The organism is Methylorubrum salsuginis (assembly GCF_900114375.1).
In the GTDB taxonomy this organism is placed as follows: domain Bacteria; phylum Pseudomonadota; class Alphaproteobacteria; order Rhizobiales; family Beijerinckiaceae; genus Methylobacterium; species Methylobacterium salsuginis.
Window position 1 is genome coordinate 13,685 of the sequence record NZ_FOSV01000025.1, and the last position, 17,125, is coordinate 30,809.

At 62.9% G+C, this 17,125-nt stretch carries 14 protein-coding genes and 1 pseudogene; 11 read left to right on the forward strand and 4 right to left on the reverse strand.

Going from position 1 to position 17,125, the window contains the following annotated elements; all coding sequences use genetic code 11:
- Window positions 1-352 precede the first annotated feature (352 nt).
- From BM140_RS25560 to BM140_RS21295, 7 genes and pseudogenes are all read left to right on the forward strand, one after another.
- Window positions 353-1,486, forward strand: a complete 1,134-nt coding sequence (locus tag BM140_RS25560) for a hypothetical protein (protein ID WP_131803917.1) — start codon at window positions 353-355, stop codon at window positions 1,484-1,486.
- A 21-nt stretch (window positions 1,487-1,507) separates the two neighbouring features.
- Window positions 1,508-2,017 carry a GNAT family N-acetyltransferase gene (locus BM140_RS21270; protein ID WP_131803919.1) on the forward strand — a complete coding sequence of 170 codons (510 nt, stop codon included), beginning with the start codon at window positions 1,508-1,510 and terminating at the stop codon, window positions 2,015-2,017.
- A gap of 158 nt (window positions 2,018-2,175) precedes the next feature.
- Window positions 2,176-2,484, forward strand: coding sequence for a hypothetical protein (locus BM140_RS21275; protein ID WP_091950880.1), 309 nt, complete (start codon window positions 2,176-2,178; stop codon window positions 2,482-2,484).
- The gene (locus BM140_RS25565) at window positions 2,456-4,009 is read left to right on the forward strand and encodes a GNAT family N-acetyltransferase (protein WP_131803921.1); all 1,554 of its coding nucleotides are present in this window, start codon (window positions 2,456-2,458) and stop codon (window positions 4,007-4,009) included. Before BM140_RS21275 ends, BM140_RS25565 begins: the two co-directional genes overlap by 29 nt.
- On the forward strand, window positions 4,006-4,596 hold the full coding sequence (locus BM140_RS26705; RefSeq protein ID WP_091950882.1) for an ATP-binding protein: 591 nt from the start codon (window positions 4,006-4,008) through the stop codon (window positions 4,594-4,596). The genes BM140_RS25565 and BM140_RS26705 overlap by 4 nt, the downstream gene beginning before the upstream one ends.
- 1,185 nt (window positions 4,597-5,781) lie before the next feature.
- A complete protein-coding gene (locus BM140_RS21290) occupies window positions 5,782-7,776 on the forward strand; it encodes a DUF6538 domain-containing protein (protein WP_091950887.1) in 1,995 nt (664 codons plus the stop codon).
- 212 nt (window positions 7,777-7,988) lie between these two features.
- A pseudogene (locus tag BM140_RS21295) lies at window positions 7,989-8,810 on the forward strand (IS5 family transposase).
- 174 nt (window positions 8,811-8,984) lie between these two features.
- Here BM140_RS21295 and BM140_RS21300 read toward each other — a convergent pair.
- The 3 genes from BM140_RS21300 to BM140_RS21310 all read right to left on the reverse strand — a co-directional run bounded on the left by BM140_RS21300 (window position 8,985) and on the right by BM140_RS21310 (window position 10,960).
- Window positions 8,985-9,167, reverse strand: a complete 183-nt coding sequence (locus BM140_RS21300; protein ID WP_091950889.1) for a hypothetical protein — start codon at window positions 9,165-9,167, stop codon at window positions 8,985-8,987.
- 117 nt (window positions 9,168-9,284) lie between these two features.
- Window positions 9,285-9,449 (reverse strand): hypothetical protein, encoded by a 165-nt coding sequence (locus BM140_RS26005; protein WP_165616516.1) that lies wholly within the window; start codon window positions 9,447-9,449, stop codon window positions 9,285-9,287.
- A 770-nt stretch (window positions 9,450-10,219) separates the two neighbouring features.
- On the reverse strand, window positions 10,220-10,960 hold the full coding sequence (locus tag BM140_RS21310) for a DUF4142 domain-containing protein (protein WP_091950894.1): 741 nt from the start codon (window positions 10,958-10,960) through the stop codon (window positions 10,220-10,222).
- 282 nt (window positions 10,961-11,242) lie between these two features.
- On the opposite strand from BM140_RS21310, the gene BM140_RS21315 reads away from it, so the two are divergent.
- A complete protein-coding gene (locus BM140_RS21315) occupies window positions 11,243-11,614 on the forward strand; it encodes a phospholipase A2 family protein (protein ID WP_244535563.1) in 372 nt (123 codons plus the stop codon).
- A 181-nt stretch (window positions 11,615-11,795) separates the two neighbouring features.
- Here BM140_RS21315 and BM140_RS21320 read toward each other — a convergent pair whose 3' ends face one another.
- Window positions 11,796-12,446, reverse strand: coding sequence for a TetR/AcrR family transcriptional regulator (locus BM140_RS21320; protein ID WP_091950896.1), 651 nt, complete (start codon window positions 12,444-12,446; stop codon window positions 11,796-11,798).
- A 378-nt stretch (window positions 12,447-12,824) separates the two neighbouring features.
- Between BM140_RS21320 and BM140_RS21325 the strand changes: the two genes are divergently transcribed.
- From BM140_RS21325 to BM140_RS21335, 3 genes are read left to right on the forward strand one after another with little or no spacing between them, the layout of a single operon-like run.
- The gene (locus tag BM140_RS21325) at window positions 12,825-13,946 is read left to right on the forward strand and encodes an HlyD family secretion protein (protein WP_207549491.1); all 1,122 of its coding nucleotides are present in this window, start codon (window positions 12,825-12,827) and stop codon (window positions 13,944-13,946) included.
- Window positions 13,943-15,490, forward strand: coding sequence for a DHA2 family efflux MFS transporter permease subunit (locus tag BM140_RS21330; protein ID WP_091950900.1), 1,548 nt, complete (start codon window positions 13,943-13,945; stop codon window positions 15,488-15,490). Before BM140_RS21325 ends, BM140_RS21330 begins: the two co-directional genes overlap by 4 nt.
- 7 nt (window positions 15,491-15,497) lie before the next feature.
- On the forward strand, window positions 15,498-16,982 hold the full coding sequence (locus BM140_RS21335; RefSeq protein WP_091950902.1) for an efflux transporter outer membrane subunit: 1,485 nt from the start codon (window positions 15,498-15,500) through the stop codon (window positions 16,980-16,982).
- Window positions 16,983-17,125 lie beyond the last annotated feature (143 nt).

Genomic DNA, 17,125 nt, shown 5'->3' on the forward strand with positions numbered 1-17,125 from the left:
CGATCGATGGGCAGTGGCGGCATTCAACGCGGTCGAGGGAGCGTACCCGCACAACGAGATCACCCTGCGCCAAGGCATCCGGATCGTCCGTAAGCGGGACCGGCCGGGCCGATAACGGAGTCTGCACGTCAAAAAAACAGAGGGTAACTTTAGATTGGGCACCTCTGTCGTCGCGCTAAAGTTGAGCCTCTCATATGGTCCGCTGATGAACGGCACTCTTGCACTCTGGTACGAAAGCAATGATGCGGTACCGCAGCCGGGGGGCGCTGCACCTCCGTCAGCGCCCGATATGGCTGAGCCAACGTTACCGGATGGGGGTGGGTCGTCAGTGATCTGCGGAGCCACGGTTTCATTGCCGGGAACCGCCGAGTGTCGGCCAGCAACAACGCAGCCACGCTTAAGGCTCCATATCAACCTTTGGCGCGACTTGGACAAAAAATTCAATTTTCTCGACGTTGGGCTGCTCCTGACCGACGTTGAGAAGATCGATCGTATCTATCTCTATCTCCCAACGCACATCAATGCGAAAGATGTATTTGACCTTAGCGGGGCGCTGAAGGACGTCGAGACTTTGAACGCCGTTTTCAATGAAGTTTCTGCATTAGTTCGCGACAAAGATAGATATTTTGTGGTCGCCGCAAAACCGGAGAAACTTCGAGCAATCTACAAAATCAATGTAGCTCAGGACATATCGATCGACCCGGTCAACGTTCCGGGCAAATCCAACGGTACTATCATAGCTCTAAATAATTGTCTATGCACAGATATTGTAGAGGCAGACAAATTACATAAAGAGCACTATGTCAGGATCCGAATATTTTTAGAGGGTCCGGCTCAGAACTTATTTTCAACGGAGGATCGGGCAGCCAGTGTTGGGCTCGCACTCACGCAGGACATTCTAGAGACTACCGAATTTCGACTGAACGAGCGCAGAAGTTTCCCGCCGGATGTATTGCAACGTACGGCCGACGGTCAATTCTTTCTTGAGTCAGTCCACTATTTCTTGATACGCAGTCGAGATTATCAGCTAAGTAGTCAGCACCAAAATTTCCGAAAGGTCCGTCGTCTCGAGGACGAAATATGGTCGAGCTATCTCAGTGTTGGGAAGCCGGCGCCGCGAACGCATAATCGCTCGGCAGACGGGATGACTATCTATCAGTGGCGCGAACTTGCCGGAGGAGAAAAATCTATCGACGATTTCATCGCGTATGCGAGTTTCCGCACTGGCAAGCCACGGATCTGGACCTACTTCATCGCGATTCTCGCTATAGGCGGGATAGGCTCAGCGATTCTCAATGTCGTCCTATCAGGGCTCGCTCGCAGCTTCCGCGCTGCCGGTTTCGATCAGCCGAGCCCTGGTTATGCGAACCTGTATGCCGGATTGTTGCTCACTGTCTTCGCCCTAGCGCCGATGGCGGTGGCTGGGATCAGCCGGGCGTGGAAAAGAAGGCAAATGCGGGAGCCGCAGCCCTTTCAGCCGCGGTGAGGGTCCACTATGATTCTAGGGATGCCGATGCCGTTGACAACCAATGCCTCGTCCCTGCACGCAGGCCTAATCGATACCGCCGCCGGCTCCCTCGTCAGAGATGCGGAGCAGTTGTGGCCGACCCTGTCGCGCCTCGAGGGCACCTACCCAGGCTTCACATCCTGGTACTGGAACAAGGTCGTGTCTGGCCTCTCACGCGGCACTCGGCACTTATTCTGGGAGGGCAGCCTCGACGCGCCGTCTGCGGTCGCGATTCTCAAGCGGGAAGGCGGCGAGTCGAAGATCTGCACGGCCTGGGTGGCGGAGTCCGAGCGCGGACGTAGTCTTGGACGCCGACTCCTCGAGGAATCGATCGAGTGGCTTGGCGAGGCTCGCCCGCTCTTCACCGTACCGGCCGAGCGCTATGCGGAGTTCGAGCCATTGACGCGGAGACTAGGCTTTGTCGAGACGACCCGCATAGATTCCCTTTACCGGCCAGGGGTAGTTGAGCACGTGTTCAACGGTTCGCTCACTCCCTCCCTCAACACGTGAAAATGCCGCCGAGACAGGAGTCGTTATTTCCCTCGGAGGTTTGCGAGCGGCCGACGTTTCTATTCAGCATTCACAACCAATATGCAGAGCTGATCCTCAACGGGAAGAAAGACGTCGAGTTACGTCGACGTTTTGGACCACACGGATCGGGCTGCAAGATGCTGATCTATGCAACGCAGCCAATCGCCGCGGTCGTCGGCTACACGCAAATCGAGAATGTCGATCGCCTCCCGATAGTGGAGTTGTGGAACAGATACGGTGAACGCGCGTCCATCACCAAGGTCGACTTCATGCGCTACTTCGACGGCGTCGATGAAGGGTGCGCGATATTGCTGACGCGACCCAAGAGGTATGCCGCGCCGATCCGGCTGGATGAGATGCGGTCAACGCACGGCCTAAACGCACCGCAATCATACGTTGTCCTGCGGGAGGCCCACCGTGACCTCATCGACCATGAGCAGGGTTAGGCTCCTCATCGACACCAATGTGCTGATCGCCCTTGAGGATCCGGGGCAGACCGAACCACTTGTCGCCGATTTCGCGCGCCGCTGTTTGGCAGGCGCAATTGCACTGTATGTTCACCCGGCGACGCTCGACGACTTTAGCCGCGATCCAGACCGGTACCGTCGCTCCATATCGGAATCTCGCGTCTCTAAGTTCCTCCAGCTGGTTCCGATACCGCTGCCACCGACCGCCGAGTTGGAGGCCCGTTGGGGAACGATCCGGTCCCAGAACGACCGCGTCGATGTGACGCTCCTTCACGCGCTCTCGATCAAAGCCGTCGATATTCTCGTAAGCCAGGACGCCGGATTACATCGACGTGTCCGCGGCGGAGATCTCGAGGAGCGAGTAATCACGCTGGGTGACACCGTCGCTTGGCTGAAATCGTTACAGGATCCTGCCGATGACGGATTGCCGCATGTCTCCGACATCCCTGCATACAGCTTAGATCCAAGAGATCCAATATTTGATAGCCTCCGTTTAGACTACATTGAGTTCTCGGGGTGGTGGTCGACTAAGTGCGTCGCTGAGCATCGAGCGTGTTGGGCAATTATGGGCAGCGACGGACGGATACACGGTCTTGTCGTGCGAAAGCCGGAGTCCGGCAAGGAAATAGGCCTCGCATCGAATTTACGCGCATTGAAACTCTGCACCTTTAAGGTAGCAGACAGCGCTCAAGGCAATAAAGTTGGTGAACTTTTGCTGCGCAAATCTATTTGGCACGCACAACAGAATGGTTTCGACTTTATCTATCTTACAACATTCCGGAAACAAGTCGCTTTGCTTGACCTTATTGAGCGTTACGGTTTTGAGACCAACGTTGAAAATGCCGCCGGGGAAATTGTAGCCATTAAGCCACTTCGCCGTACTCGGCTTGAAGTCTCAGGCCAATCTAATCTGGCAGATGTCTTGAGAAGGAACTATCCGCGTTTCACTATCCGGGAGCCTGTTGCTCTTTTCGCGATCCCCATTCAATGGCGCTTCCATCGACAGCTTTTTCCCGAGGCCGCGCGATTGACGCCGACGCCACTATTTGGTGACGAGACATTCGATCTTAGACAAGCCGGCCGGAAGCCAGGAAATACAATTCGCAAGGTTTACGTCTGTCGCAGTTTTAACAAGATGATGAAGGCTGGCGACGTTATATTTTTCTACCAATCCCGCGAAGAAGCGACGCTCAATTCTCAGTCGATTACGACGGTCGGCGTTGTGGAACAGGTCCGTCGAGCCTGCGATTACCGCGAGCTGTCTCGATTGACCGCGGGTCGATCTGTCTATTCCGAGGACGATCTGAAACAGGTCGTTGAGGACGCGCCGAACAGCGTGACGGCTATAGATTTCCTTTTGATAGGCCATCTCGACCCTGTCATCAAAATCGACAAGCTGCTTGAGGGAGGTGTACTGAAAGCTCCTCCACAATCGATTACACCCATCCCGCGAAATAGCTTAGGCATACTGTTGCCGTCCATGAATTTTGGCTTCGCGCTATGAGGCCAGGCCCACTCGTCGTGCTTCTCGGCATTTCCGGAGTCGGAAAGAGTTTCCTAGTACAGAAGATTTCCGAACGTCGGTCGGATCTACTCTGTATAAGCGCCGGCACCCTTCTCAGAGACGCTCTTAAGGCAGACCCCGAACAACTGCGCACGTCAAATCGCAATGTTATCTTGTCAAATCAGCTGCTGTTGGCGGATGCAGTTCGACGTGCACGAAGTGGAAGATTGCAACAGACTGTCCTCCTTGAAGCGCATAGTATCATCGACAATGATACGGAGTTGATCGAGGTACCTTTGGAGGTAATCCGGGCTTTGGAGATTGCAGGGATCATCCTTGTCGAAGACCACGTGACCCATATAAAGCGCAAGCGGAAGACGGATACGAGATTCAGGCCGGATAGATGCTTACGTGAGCTGAAGGATCAGCAACAACAATCCAGCGACGCGGCAACTAGATATTCAATAGCCTTAAATGTGCCAATCCAGAAGGTTTTGTCTGGAGACGTTGAGAATACGTTAGACTTCATTTGCCGGTTGGAAAAATCATCTCGACTGGAGCAAAGCGACTCACAGTCTCGCTCTTGAGGGACGACGCCCTTCCCCGCGACGCCGTCGATGAAGCGCGGTGTCATGGGTCCCAAGGATCTCATCCTGTCCGGGAGTAGGGCGTCGAGCGCGCTTCCCGGCTTCGACGATCGGCGCAGGTCGGCTCTGCACGCCTGCCGCTACGCCTTCAGGTCATTCAATGCCCAGTTGGAGATCAACGACGCGTTGGTCGATGCTATCCAGGGGCACAGGGATAAGTCGACGGTTCGCACGTAACGCCAAGTTACCCTGACGCAGATCGCCGCCATGGCCTGCTTTCCGGTGTTCTCCCTCGCCGGGAAGGAAGACGACGGCGCCGGTGAGATCGGCGCAGAGATCGTTACGCCCTGCGCCTTCTTGGCAGCCAGCGCAGCCTTCTGCGTGCGGAAATCATGGACCGCTCTTTCTCGGCGAGCGCTGCGTACAAGCGCAGGACAAAGGGTTCCACGCCTTCGCCCAATTCAGCGACCGGGAACGGCGCCCAATGCGCCATCAACCTAGCAATAAAGGCCAAGTCCCGAGATGGGCAGTCGAGCTTGGCGACCACGATGATGCATTTCAATCGGCGCGCCGCCGTCAGGGCCGCCGTCAGCTTGGGCCGGCGGTCGAGGGCGTCGCTTCACTTGCTCATCTCAACCTCACTATACTCACCAACAATCCTTAAACCCGCCGTCCGCGGCAAAGGCAGTCACCGCGGCGCGCTGTGCCTCCAAGCCGAGACCGTTCTTGCCCTGGCGGTCAGTCGAGACCGCTCGGTAGCCGATTAGGAAACGATTGGGGTCCTGAATAGGGAGCGTCTCGAGCTCATATCACACTTCTATACATCCGCTCATAGGCGTCAGGCGGATATCACGCCTGGCGTCTTGTGGACCTTCGGCATGCTTCAGAGCGACCTGAGTGAGCGAGAGGGCGGTGTTTGACAGCCGCCTGTGGATGGCCGGAGGGCGCTCTTGGCAGTGAGCGCCGGATCGTATCCACTGCGTGTGCGCACGAAGCTAAGGCGCCTGCAATTGCAATGATTTAGCTGATGCTTTCTGTTGAGGCCATGCTGGGTGAGAATCCTGGCGCCCCAGCCAAGCCTTCTAAGTCTCTGATCTCGCTCGTATCTCCTGTGGCTGGGTATCTCTGCGGTCCAACTGGGTCACGGAGGTGGGGCACACGCGTGGGACACAGGAGGCGGGCCAGGTGGCGCTCGCGACGAACCTCCATCGCCGGGGCGCCGTCTACTACTGGCGGCGACGCGTGCCGGCGACATTCGCCTTGGCGACGGGCGCGAATTGGTTGAAGCTCAGCTTGAGGACGCGCGAGCCGGTTCGCGCGCGCTTCCTCGCCGCCCAGCTGGACGCGACCGCCGCCGACCTGTTCATGACGACCCTGCCCGATACCATCACGAAGGAGCAGCTCGCGACGCTGTTCCGGAAGGCTTTCCTCGGCCACGAAGTGAAGCTCGACCGCGTAGCGGCCTTCGCGCGCCAGGAACCCGACTTCGATCCGGCGGCCGAGATGGCCGCGGAACAGGCCATGGGCTGGAGCTATCGGGTCGCCTCTAGCCGGGGCGTGAACGGGCGCCTGACAGAGGATGACCGCGCTGCTATGGCGAAGGCGGGGCTTGCGGAAGCTGAGATCGCCTGTGTCGGCGATTGCCTCGACGCCATGCGGAGGAGCGGCGCCCTGGCACCCTCGCAGGCACGCATCCGCGAGATTGTCGAGGAGATCGGGGCACTGCCGACGCCGGGCAACGTGGCGCGGGCTGAGCCGATCTACCTGCGTGCCCTGGGTGAGGCCCTGCTGCGCACGCGCGACCGCTTCGTCTTGGACGCGCTGCCCTACGAGGACCTCATGGCGGACCTCGGTACGGAAGCAGGCGAAAACGCATCGGAACAGCCTGTTGCCGAACCGATTGTTGCCGTGGTGGACCCGATCACGGCACCGTCGGTTCCTCTCCCGATCGCGTCGAAGGGATCACCGCTCGCGCCAGCCTCAACATCCATTGTCACCATCGAGGCGATCGGTGGGAAGCTCATCGCGGAGAAGCGTCAAGATCGAGATTGGGACGACAAGACCTGTCGGCAGGCCGAGTTTATCTTTACGCTCTTCGGTCGCTTCCTGCGCGAAGAGCACGGGCTGACCGACCTCGGCGGGCTCAGGCAGACGCATTGTGATGCCTTCGACGGCTTCCTGCGTGGGCTGTTCACGAGTGTCGGGAAGAGCCCGAAGGACAAGGACCGTCCGATCCGCGAGTTGCGCCAGATCAGTGAGGCGAAGAAGCCCGGCGAGCGCGGCCTCGCCTCCGGTACCCGCAATAGGCACCTCACCTTCCTTGGACAGGCCCTCGTCCGTGCCCGAAAGGCGGGCGTGATCATCGACGCCGGGGTCTCCCTCGCCGAGTTCCGCGCCCGCAAGAAGAAGCGGGGCCGCGACCAGCGTCCGACGCCGCCGAGCTCGGCGCTTGCGACGTTCTTCTCACTGCCGGTCTTTACGGGGTGCCGCGACTGGGACGACATCCATACCGCCGGTACCGAGCTGTTCCATCGAGCTGCCTATTTCGGCCCGATGCTGGCGCATTACACGGGGATGCGGCGCGAGGAGTTTTGCGCGTTGAGCGTGGACGATGTCGTCACGACGAACGGCGAGCATCCCTACCTCCACGTCTGCTTCAATGCGTTCGGACGGGTGAAGAACGCGCAATCCGTGCGCAACCTCGCAGTCCATCCCGAACTCATCCGGCTCGGCTTCCTCGACTACGTCGCTGCGGTGCACCGCCTGGGACATAAGCGCGTCTTTCCGGACCTGTTCTCACCCTCTACGCGTAGCCTTCTGGGCGATCGTCTCTACGACGAATTGCGCCCAGCCTTTACGATGGCAGGATTCACGACGCATCAGGTTCGGCACTTCTTTGGCAATGCGCTCAAGCAGCAGAGGGTCGCCGAAGAGTTTAGAGCTGATCTGCTTGGTCACGGCGGAAAGAGCGAAACGACGGAACGCTACTGCAATCCCATCGGGATCAGTTTGCAATTGGAGGAACTGATGAAGCTCCCGATCCTGACTGCGCATCTGGTGCCGAGGCCAACTCGACTGGTGCCCTGGGTCGAGCGTGGCGAGATTCCGCCGTGGTCCCGTGCATTCCGTCAACGCTCTGTATCGCGCTCTGTACGCACCTGTTCTGCTTCCAGATCATGACCCATGGACGCAGACCGCTGGATCTGGATACATGGATCGATACAGCTGCTCGTGGCTCCCTCGCGTCCCTCACTCCTGCCTGACCTGATCAGCTAGCTTTGATGATCTTTCCTCGTCTTCGCAATCCGACACCTTCCCCGCTCAGCATGAGCGTATCAGAGCCTGTTTGACTAGGCTGGAGTGTGGCGCGTTGGCTTCGCGAGGAGCAGCCGATGTGGACGGACGCAGATCGTGAGACGTACCGGGATCGGAGCAGTCGCTACCCGAGTGACCTGACGGACGCGCAGTGGGCGACGGTCGCGCCTTTGCTGGCAGGCTACGATCCGCTGACGGCGGACCTGCGGGAGACGGTCAACGCCTGCCTGTACCTGGAAAAACAGGCTGCCCCTGGCGCCACCTGCCGACCGACTTTGGTCTCTGGGAGACCGTGCGGACCTGGCACGACCGCTTCCGGGCCGATGGGCTCTGGTCGGAGATCGCCGCCCTGCTTACACGGGCGATGCGGCGGAAGCGCGGGCGTCCGGCCGAGCCCAGAACCGCGATCCTGGACTCGCAGAGCGTGGTGTCCGGGCCGCAGGCCGGCGTGGGTGGCACGGACGGCAAGAAGAAGGTCCGAGGCATCAAGCGCCACGTCTTAACCTGCTCACACGGCTTCGTTTTGGCAGCTCTCGTTACGGCGGCCAACATCCACGACACCCAGGCGGCCGGCTGGCTGTTCGATCGCGCCGCTCAAGCAGGCTGGGCTCCCGAACGGGTGAAGGTGGATGGCATCTACACCGGCGCGCATGGACGAAGCCGCCGCTCGTCACGAACTCGACGTGCAAGTCTCGACCCGCCCACCCGAAACCAAAGCCTACGAGCCCTTGCCGCTGCGATGGCGCATTGAGGCGACCTTCGGCACCCTCTCCACGCGCTACCGACGTCTCACTCGGCTTTGGGAGTAAAGCCCGGCGGCGGCCGAGGATGCCATCAGCATCGCAAACTGCCAACGCCTGCTGCGCGCCTATCACCGCGACCAAGACTGCCCGACATAGTCAAACAGGCTCTCAGTGGTGTCCTCGAAGCCGAGGGAGGATCACTCTTTAGCGTCTGTTTGCTGAAAGACGGCTTTGCGCCATCAGCGGACCTTTGACTAAAGACCCCGGAATGGCCGCTTGGAGCCCAACAGCTGCCGTTGATATGAGACGGTTGGCCCAGCGGCCACGCCGTCAGCAGTGGTCGCTCACGACCTTGTTGGCGCCGGCCACGCCGGCGTTGCGCTTCACCCGCGCCCACACGTTCCGCAGGGCGACCCACTCCTTGCCCTCGGCCCGGAGCTGATCCGCCGCGCGGAACACCACCCAACGCCGAATGCTGGCGGCCCGCGCCGGGTCCGCCTTGCTCTTCGCCATCGCCCGCACCTTTCGCAGGCCGCCAGCATTCGGCGAGCGCGGTTAAGGGTGGCGCTCCAAAGCGCATCGCGGATAGCGCTACTTCGTACGCGCTATTGTCGGAGTCGAGAATCTCCCTCAGGCGAGCTCCTCGTGGAAGCCCAGCATGCGGATGTGGATGGACGAGATGTTCACAGCAACCGGGATGCCCTCGCCCGACGAGCCCCAGCCCTGCCCGGGCTTGTTCCAGCGCAGGAGCGCCTCGAAGCCGGTGGCGGGCCCGGTGCGACGGCTCGCCTTCATCGGCACTGATCGATGAGTATCACCCGGCCTCGGCCTCCCACCGACTACCGTTAAACAAGAAGGTAACGGACCATGAGTTCGCTCGCGGCCCGGCATCCGTATTCGGGGGCGTCCTCGCCGGATCTCGGAGGCACCACCGCGGTCAGATCCCGCCCGTTCAAGAGGTCGGAAACCTCACGCTCGGTCAGCGTCATCGACTGTGCCTCAAGCAATGCGAGGCGGGTGTACTCGCTGCGTCGCTTCAAATTGTAGGAGTTGGACTCGGGTTGAAACATCCTAACATGTCGTTTGACCTGTAGGTCGGCCTTCCTAGAACTCATCCCGCCCCTGCGACCCGATCCATCGCGGGTCGACAAGAGATATGTCCGCGAAGTTTTAAACCGTCCCAATCGATACCTCGTCTCAACGTACTTGAACCTCACCGAAGTATGATCGTGATTCGGGTGCCCCCTCCCGGGGGCCGCCGACGAACAGCGCTTCGCAGCTTGGGCCCAGGTCGTTCGGCATGGACCTCATGCACGACACGATACGGGTACGATCTGGGATCTCGTACATACGGCACCGCATGATGTCGCCCCTGCACAAGCGGCGTGCCCGACTTCCCCGGCCCCGCATGGAGCGACCCAATAGGAGGCCAAGCCGATCAAGGCCGCCGCCGTCAGTTTCGTGAGAATCACGTCTTCCTCCATCCCATGTACGGTTTGGCTCGCGGAAGGCCGTTCGGACAGGAGCGGAGCCCGTGAGGCCCCGTCCCGCCCGAAATCCGATGCTCAGTCCGCAGGGTTCTGGGGCACCTTGCGGGAGTGAAGGTCGGCCCCATCCTCCTGGGTCTCCTTCAACATGGGCAAGGCCTGGATCGCGAACTGACGACCGGCGACGCTGTCGCCGGTACGGGCGTAGCTGCGGTAGAGCCTCACGTTATCCGCGTTGGCGGCCGCGAGCTGGCCGGAATAGACCGCATCGAAATCACGGCCGTTGGCTGCGCTGAGGTTCGCGAGCATCTTCTGGCTGGCGGGATCGAGAGCGACGCGCTTGCCCGGTTCGGCGCGCTTGGCGTCAACCACGGCAGGTACGCCGACCACGGCGCCGACGGCAGCGGCGGGAGCGCCGATGACGGCGAACGGGGCATCGAGCGGCAGGGCGCGCTCATCGACGACGATGCCGCCGGGCGTCAGGGAGCTGCTAGGCGGCAGCAGCGCATCCGTGGTCGCCTGACGGTTGCTGATCGAACGCTGGGCCAGGCGACGGACCTTCGGGTCGTTCGAGCGGGCGAGCGCGATCCGTCCCGCCTCGATGCTGTAGGCGTCGTTGCGCAGGGCCTCGGCCCGGAACACGCCGGTATTGACCGCAGGGGAACCCAGCAAGGAGCCATCGAGGCCGGGGACCTGAGCCTGGGCGGAACCGAGGCCGGCGATGCTGAGGCCGAGGCTTGCCGCGATAAGACGAGAACGCAAGGTCATGTCGATGGTGTCCTGCTGGGGATGCGAGAGGTCGGAAGCCTGGGCGGGCATGCGTGATGCGGCATCAGGGAGCCTCGGGCGTCAAAACAGCGAGGATACGGATAGGTTCCATTTCTTATGGAGGATGTGGCGCTCTTCGATCCCTCATAGTGTTCGCGGACCTGCGAGGCCCTTCCCCCAAATGTGATGCAAGCGCAAAGGTGCGTCGGGGATGCCGTACCAGAAATCTTCGCTTCCTAAACCTGAGGCGCTTCAATGGAACGATACCGTTTCTATCTCGTTAGGCCGAAGTCCCATACCCGCGCCGATGCGGCACCCAACCCGAGCAACCCCATGCGCCACCTTCGTCTTGTCTGCCTCTTCGTGCCGGTGGTCGCATTCGCGGCACCGACCCTCGCCCAGGACGTTCCGGGCCAATCGATGCGGCCGAAGATGCTGATCCATGGCCACTATTGCGGCCCCGGGAACGACGGCCCAGGCGTTGCGCCAGTGGACGCGCTCGATGCCGCTTGCATGCGCCACGATGCCTGCACGCCGGACGTCGGGTTGCCCTCCTGCAACTGCAATCGACAGCTCAAGAGAGACGCCAGCGTCGTTGCCGCCAGCCCACGTCAGCCGGAGGACATCCGGATGCTGGCGGGACTCGTCGCGCAGGGGAGCGATCTGCTGATGTGCCGAGAAGGCCTCACCGCCCTCCGCAACTGAACCGGACCGGACATGTGCGCTCGGCGTGCCAACGACCGGGCTCCCAGGGATCGCGGGACCGAAAGATCCCGCGAAAAGCGACCGACCCGTCCGCATGCCCGGATCAGGATGGGTCGGTCGTGAGAGATTGGGTTTCCGCGCTCAAGGAGCCGGCCACCGCAAGCCCGCCCGACGGCAAGTGTTAGGGGCGACATCCCCCGAGGAAGAACTCGACGGCGCGCTTCACGGCAACCCGCTTGACGTGGGTCAGTTCTGCCCGTTCCAGCCCCAGGACCGCTCGGTCGACCGGCGGGCGAATGGCCAGGTTCAAGAAGCAATCGGCGGCGAAGCGGATATCGGGAACGGTGATCTCGCCAGCCTCGACGGCCTGCTCAAGACATCTCTCGATCAGGGAATGAAGCCGTGACTGCCCGAAGTCGTTCATCGTCAGGGCGAATTGCGGGAAGCGCATCGCCTCGGCCGTGATGATGCGCTGGAACGCGATGACATTCGGCGTCAATGCGACCTTCAGCGACGCAACGGCGATCCGGTTGAGGCAGTCGCTCGCCGATCCGACATGACCTGCCTCCCGCTCGATGGTGGGGATGCACTCATCGATGAAGCGCAGGAAGACGGCCTCGAACAGATCGGCTTTCGAATTGAAGCGGACGTAGAAGGTCTTCTTCGAGATCCCCGCGGCGGCCACGATGCTGTCGATGCTGGCCGCCTCGAATCCTTCGGCCAGGAAGATTGGCATCGCGGCATCGAGGATGCGCTGGGTCGCCTCGCCCTCCGTGCCGCGAGCGGGACGCCCGGGGCGCCGCGCGCTCGTCAGTAGCGTCTCACTCGACATGATCCGTTGCCATTTCTGCCTGACGGAAACGTAGCAGGTACTTTTCCGTGAAGGAAGGGCCCCGTACGATATGGGCCGACCTCCCGAATGTGTGTTGCAAACGCCCGTTCCCGGATTCCAGTTGCAAGCGACCGATGGCACCTATAAGGAACGAAACCGTATTGTTTTCTATGATCCAGGACTTGCAGCGCGATGGCCGAAGGCGAACGGGACACCGGGTCTGGATCTGCCGACGATAGCCAACGGCGCGAGGACGACCTAGGTGGATCGAGCCGGGACCGCCGGAGCCCGGAGCAGGAGCGACGGACGTCGGGGGGCAACGGCGACGGAGCTATGGAAGGAGACGCGGCCGCGTCCTCGCCGCTGAGGAAAACCTGGGTGAAGGTGCTTCTCGCCGTGACCGTGGTCGCGGTCTTCGTCGGCGCCGGTATCTGGGGATGGCGGTACTGGACCGTCGGGCGCTTCATCCAAGAAACCAACAACGCCTACGTCAAGGCCGACCAGGTGACGGTCTCACCCCAGGTCTCGGGGTACGTTTCCTCGCTGCCGGTGTCGGCGAACCAGGTCGTGACTGTTGGCCAGATCCTGCTGACCATCGACGACGGCGAGGCGCGGGCGAGGCTCACGGAGCAGCAGGCCCTGGTCGACGTGCGCCAGGCCGACGTCGCCCGAGCGGAGACCGAGCTCTCGCGGCAGCAGGCGCAGATCGACCAGGCCAAGGCGCAACTGTCCGCCTCGCAGGTGACCGCGAAGTTCTCATCCGATCAGGTCCGGCGCTACAAGCCGCTCGCCGCGTCGGGCGCCGACACCGTGGAGAAGCTCGACCAGTTCCGCAGCCAGGCCGAGCAGAACGACGCACAGGTCGAGGTCAATAAGGCCCAGTTGCTGTCGGCCATGAAGCAGGTCGACTCCCTGAAGGCGGCGGTGGTCCAGGCCAAGGCGGCGGTGGACCAAGCCCGCGCCGGGCTGCTCCGGGCCCGCATCGACATCGGCCACGCCACGATCAAGAGCCCCATCGCCGGCCGGGTCGGCGACCTGACCGCCCGGGTCGGCCAGTACGTCCAGGCCAGCACGCGCCTGATGAGCGTCGTGCCCGTCGAGGACCTCTACATCGACGCGAACTTCAAGGAGACCCAGATCGGCCTGATGCGGATCGGGCAGCCGGTGACGATCTCGGTCGATGCCCTCTCGGGGAGGGATCTGCAGGGGCGCGTGGCCAGCTTCTCGCCGGGCACCGGCGCCCAGTTCGCGCTGATCCCGCCGGAGAACGCCACGGGCAATTTCACCAAGATCGTGCAGCGCGTGCCGGTACGCATCCGGTTCAAGGCCGGTGCGGAGGCCCGCAAAGTGCTGGTCCCCGGCCTGTCCGTCGTCGTCTCGGTCGACACCCGCGCCGCACGGGCCGAGGAGGAGGACGAGGAACCGGTCGAGGAGCCGGTCGCGCAGGTCGGCCCAGGCGGACAGGTCGGCCGTTCCCGCTCGGCGGGCGCAAGGCCATGAGCGGACACCCCACCCCGCCCGCCAAGGCCGATGCCGCCGCCTGGCTCGCGGTCGCGGCAGGGACCATCGGCGCCCTGATGGCGACCCTTGACACCTCCATCGTCAACGCGGCCCTTCCAACCATCCAGGGCGAGATCGGCGCCAGCGGCTCGGAGGGAACCTGGATCTCGACGGCCTACCTCGTCGCTGAGATCATCATCATCCCGCTCACGGGATGGCTCGAACGCGTCTTCGGCCTGCGCAACTTCCTCGTCGCCTGCACCATCCTGTTCGTCGGGTTCTCGGTGCTTTGCGGGGTGGCGACCAATCTCGACATGATGATCATCGGTCGCGTCGGCCAGGGCTTCGCCGGCGGCGGCATGATCCCGACGGCGCTCACCATCGTCGCCACGCGCCTGCCGCCGGACAAGCAGCCCATCGGCGTCGCCCTGTTCGGAATGACGGCGGTGCTCGGCCCGGTCGTCGGTCCCATCATCGGCGGCTGGCTCACCGAGAACGCCAGCTGGCACTACCTGTTCTTCATCAACGTCCCCATCGGCCTTGGCCTCCTCGTGCTGCTGTTCGTCGGCCTGCCGCACGAAAAAGCCCATCCGGCGCAAGTGCTCGAAGGCGACTGGTTCGGCATCCTCGGCCTCGTCATCGGCCTCGGCTGCCTCACCGTGGTGCTGGAGGACGGCCAGCGCGAGCAGTGGTTCGCCTCGAACCTCATCGTCTCGCTGAGCGTCGCGGCGACCTTCGGGTTCGTCCTGCTCGCCATCGGGCAGTTCACTGCGAAGACACCCGTCATCGACATGAGCATTCTGCGCACGCGGGCGTTCGGCAGCGTGTTCCTGATGAGCTTCGCGGTCGGCGGCGGCCTCTACGGCATCCTCTACCTGATCCCCCAGTTCCTCTCGCAGGTGCCACGCTACAACGCCGAGCAGGCGGGCCACATCGTGCTGCTGTCCGGCGTCCCGACCCTGATGATGCTGCCGTTCTTCCCCATCCTCATCCGCGTGATCGACGTCCGGATCGCGGTGGCCCTCGGCTTGGTCTTCTACGGCTGGAGCTGCTTCCTCGATTCCGGACTCACCACCGAGGATGCCGGCGGCCAGTTCGTGGTCTCCCAGCTCCTGCGCGGGGTCGGACAGGGCTTCGCGCTGTTGTTCCTTAACCAGGCAGCAACGAGCTCTGTCCCGCCGGAGAAGGCGAACGACGCCTCCGGCCTGTTCAACGGAGCGCGCAACCTCGGCGGCTCCTTCGGTCTCGCCCTGATCACTACCCTGCAGGAGCGACGCAGCGACCTCCATACCGACCGCCTGCTCGAATCCGTGAACGCCAATTCCGTCCTGGCGCAGGACCGCCTGAACGCGATGGGCGGTGCCGGAGGGCCCGACGGCATGCGCCAGGCCCTCGCCGGCTTCAAGCAGGTCATCGACGCCCAGGCCCTCGTGATGACCTTCTCCGACCTGTTCTTCGTCTTCGGCGTGATCATGCTGGTCGTCATCCCGCTCGTCCTGTTCCTGCGCCCGCTGCCCAAGGGCGGCCCGGTCGCGATGCATTGAGCCCGCCATGATCCCCAACACCCTTCTGCGCGGCGTGCTGCCCGTGACGGCGGCACTCCTCGGCGGCTGCGTCGTCGGCCCGGACTACGCCGGTGCGCCGGACGTCGCACCGCGCGCCGAGGCCGGTGCGCCGTTCATGCGCGGCAACACGGTTCGAAACGCCGTCGCCGTCGATCCACCGGCCAGGTGGTGGACGGCACTGCGCGATCCGGTCCTGAGCGACCTCGTTGAGGAGGCCCTCGCCTCCAGCACGAACGTGCGGATCGTATCGGCGCGGCTGCTCCAGTCCCGGGCCGTGCTCGGCCAAAGGACGGCGGACCTCGCGCCCAGCATTTCCGCGCGCACCTTCGCGCTGAACAACCAATTGCCGGTCCGGGACTTCGCCGGAAGCGGAGCCGTCGTAGCAGGAGCTGCGGTCCCGAAGTCGCTGAACATCGACCTCTACAACGCCAGTTTCGACGCGACTTGGGAAATCGACATCTTCGGCGGCAAGCAGCGCGCCATCGAGCAGGCCGCCGCTCAGGGCGAGGCCGCCGAGGCGGCCGTGGCGGACGCGCAGGTGCAGGTCGCGGCCGAGGTGGCGCAGGCCTACGTGACCCTCCGCGGAGCCCAGAGGCGCCTCACATTGACCCAACGTGCGGCTACGCTTCAGCGCGAGGCGGTTGGCCTCAGTCAGCAGCGCCTGGCCGGTGGGGCCGCCTCGTCGCTCGATGTCGAACGCCTGCGCACCCAGTTCGAGACGACCGCCTCGCAGGCGCCGGCCTTCCAGGCGCAAGTCGATCAGTCCCTGAACCAGATCGCGGTGCTGGTCTCCCGCGAGCCCGGTGCCGTCGATGCGGTGCTGAGACAGCCCCGGGCCGTGCCGATGCCGCCGCGCGTCGTGGCCATCGGCGACCCCAGCGCCATGATCAGGAGGCGGCCGGACATCCGGCGGGCGGAGCGGCAGCTCGCGGCGGCCAACGCCCAGATCGGCCAGTCCGTGGCGCGCCTGTTCCCGCGGGTGAACCTCATCGGCAACGCCGGCTGGGTCTCGCCGAACATAGGCTCCATCGGCTCACTGGCGGCCTCGACCTATAACCTCGGGCCGACCCTGTCCTGGAGCGTCCTGGATTTCGGCCGGACACTGGCGCAGATCCGTCAGTCCGAGGCGGGCGCCGACGAGGCGCTGGCCCAGTACGAGCAGACCGTGCTGCAGGCGATGCAGGACGCCGAGACCTCGCTGTCGCGCTACGGCAACCAACGCACCACCGTCGCCCGTCTGGCCCGGGCCAGCGCCTCGGCCGGCAAGGCCTCGATGCTGACCGACCAGCGCAACACGGCCGGCACCATCAGCACCATCGACGTGCTTGACGTCGAGCGCCAGCGCCTCCAGGCCGAACAGAGCCTCGCCCAGGCTCAGGCCGATTACACCAACGCCTACGTCGCGCTTCAGAAAAGCCTCGGCCTCGGTTGGGGGCTCGGTCCGGAGCGCGTGGCTCTCGACGTGCGGTAAGTGCAATCCCCCATCATCGGATCGCGTGTCCGACGCCCCCCAGGACACGCGGTGCGACGGTCGGCCCGTGCGAAAATCCTTCCCCGCACGGGTCGGCCGTTCAGCCCCACCGTCCCAAGACGGAAACGCCGGTCGAAACGAGA

Bases quoted from the DNA above. Each gene is read 5' to 3' on its own strand.
- BM140_RS21270 (WP_131803919.1), top strand. From the start codon at position 1,508: ATGCCGATGCCGTTGACAACCAATGCCTCGTCCCTGCACGCAGGCCTA.
- BM140_RS21275 (WP_091950880.1), top strand. From the start codon at position 2,176: ATGCTGATCTATGCAACGCAGCCAATCGCCGCGGTCGTCGGCTACACG.
- BM140_RS26705 (WP_091950882.1), top strand. From the start codon at position 4,006: ATGAGGCCAGGCCCACTCGTCGTGCTTCTCGGCATTTCCGGAGTCGGA.
- BM140_RS21300 (WP_091950889.1), bottom strand. From the start codon at position 9,167: ATGGCGAAGAGCAAGGCGGACCCGGCGCGGGCCGCCAGCATTCGGCGT.
- BM140_RS26005 (WP_165616516.1), bottom strand. From the start codon at position 9,449: ATGAAGGCGAGCCGTCGCACCGGGCCCGCCACCGGCTTCGAGGCGCTC.
- BM140_RS21310 (WP_091950894.1), bottom strand. From the start codon at position 10,960: ATGCCCGCCCAGGCTTCCGACCTCTCGCATCCCCAGCAGGACACCATC.
- BM140_RS21315 (WP_244535563.1), top strand. From the start codon at position 11,243: ATGCGCCACCTTCGTCTTGTCTGCCTCTTCGTGCCGGTGGTCGCATTC.
- BM140_RS21320 (WP_091950896.1), bottom strand. From the start codon at position 12,446: ATGTCGAGTGAGACGCTACTGACGAGCGCGCGGCGCCCCGGGCGTCCC.
- BM140_RS21330 (WP_091950900.1), top strand. From the start codon at position 13,943: ATGAGCGGACACCCCACCCCGCCCGCCAAGGCCGATGCCGCCGCCTGG.
- BM140_RS21335 (WP_091950902.1), top strand. From the start codon at position 15,498: ATGATCCCCAACACCCTTCTGCGCGGCGTGCTGCCCGTGACGGCGGCA.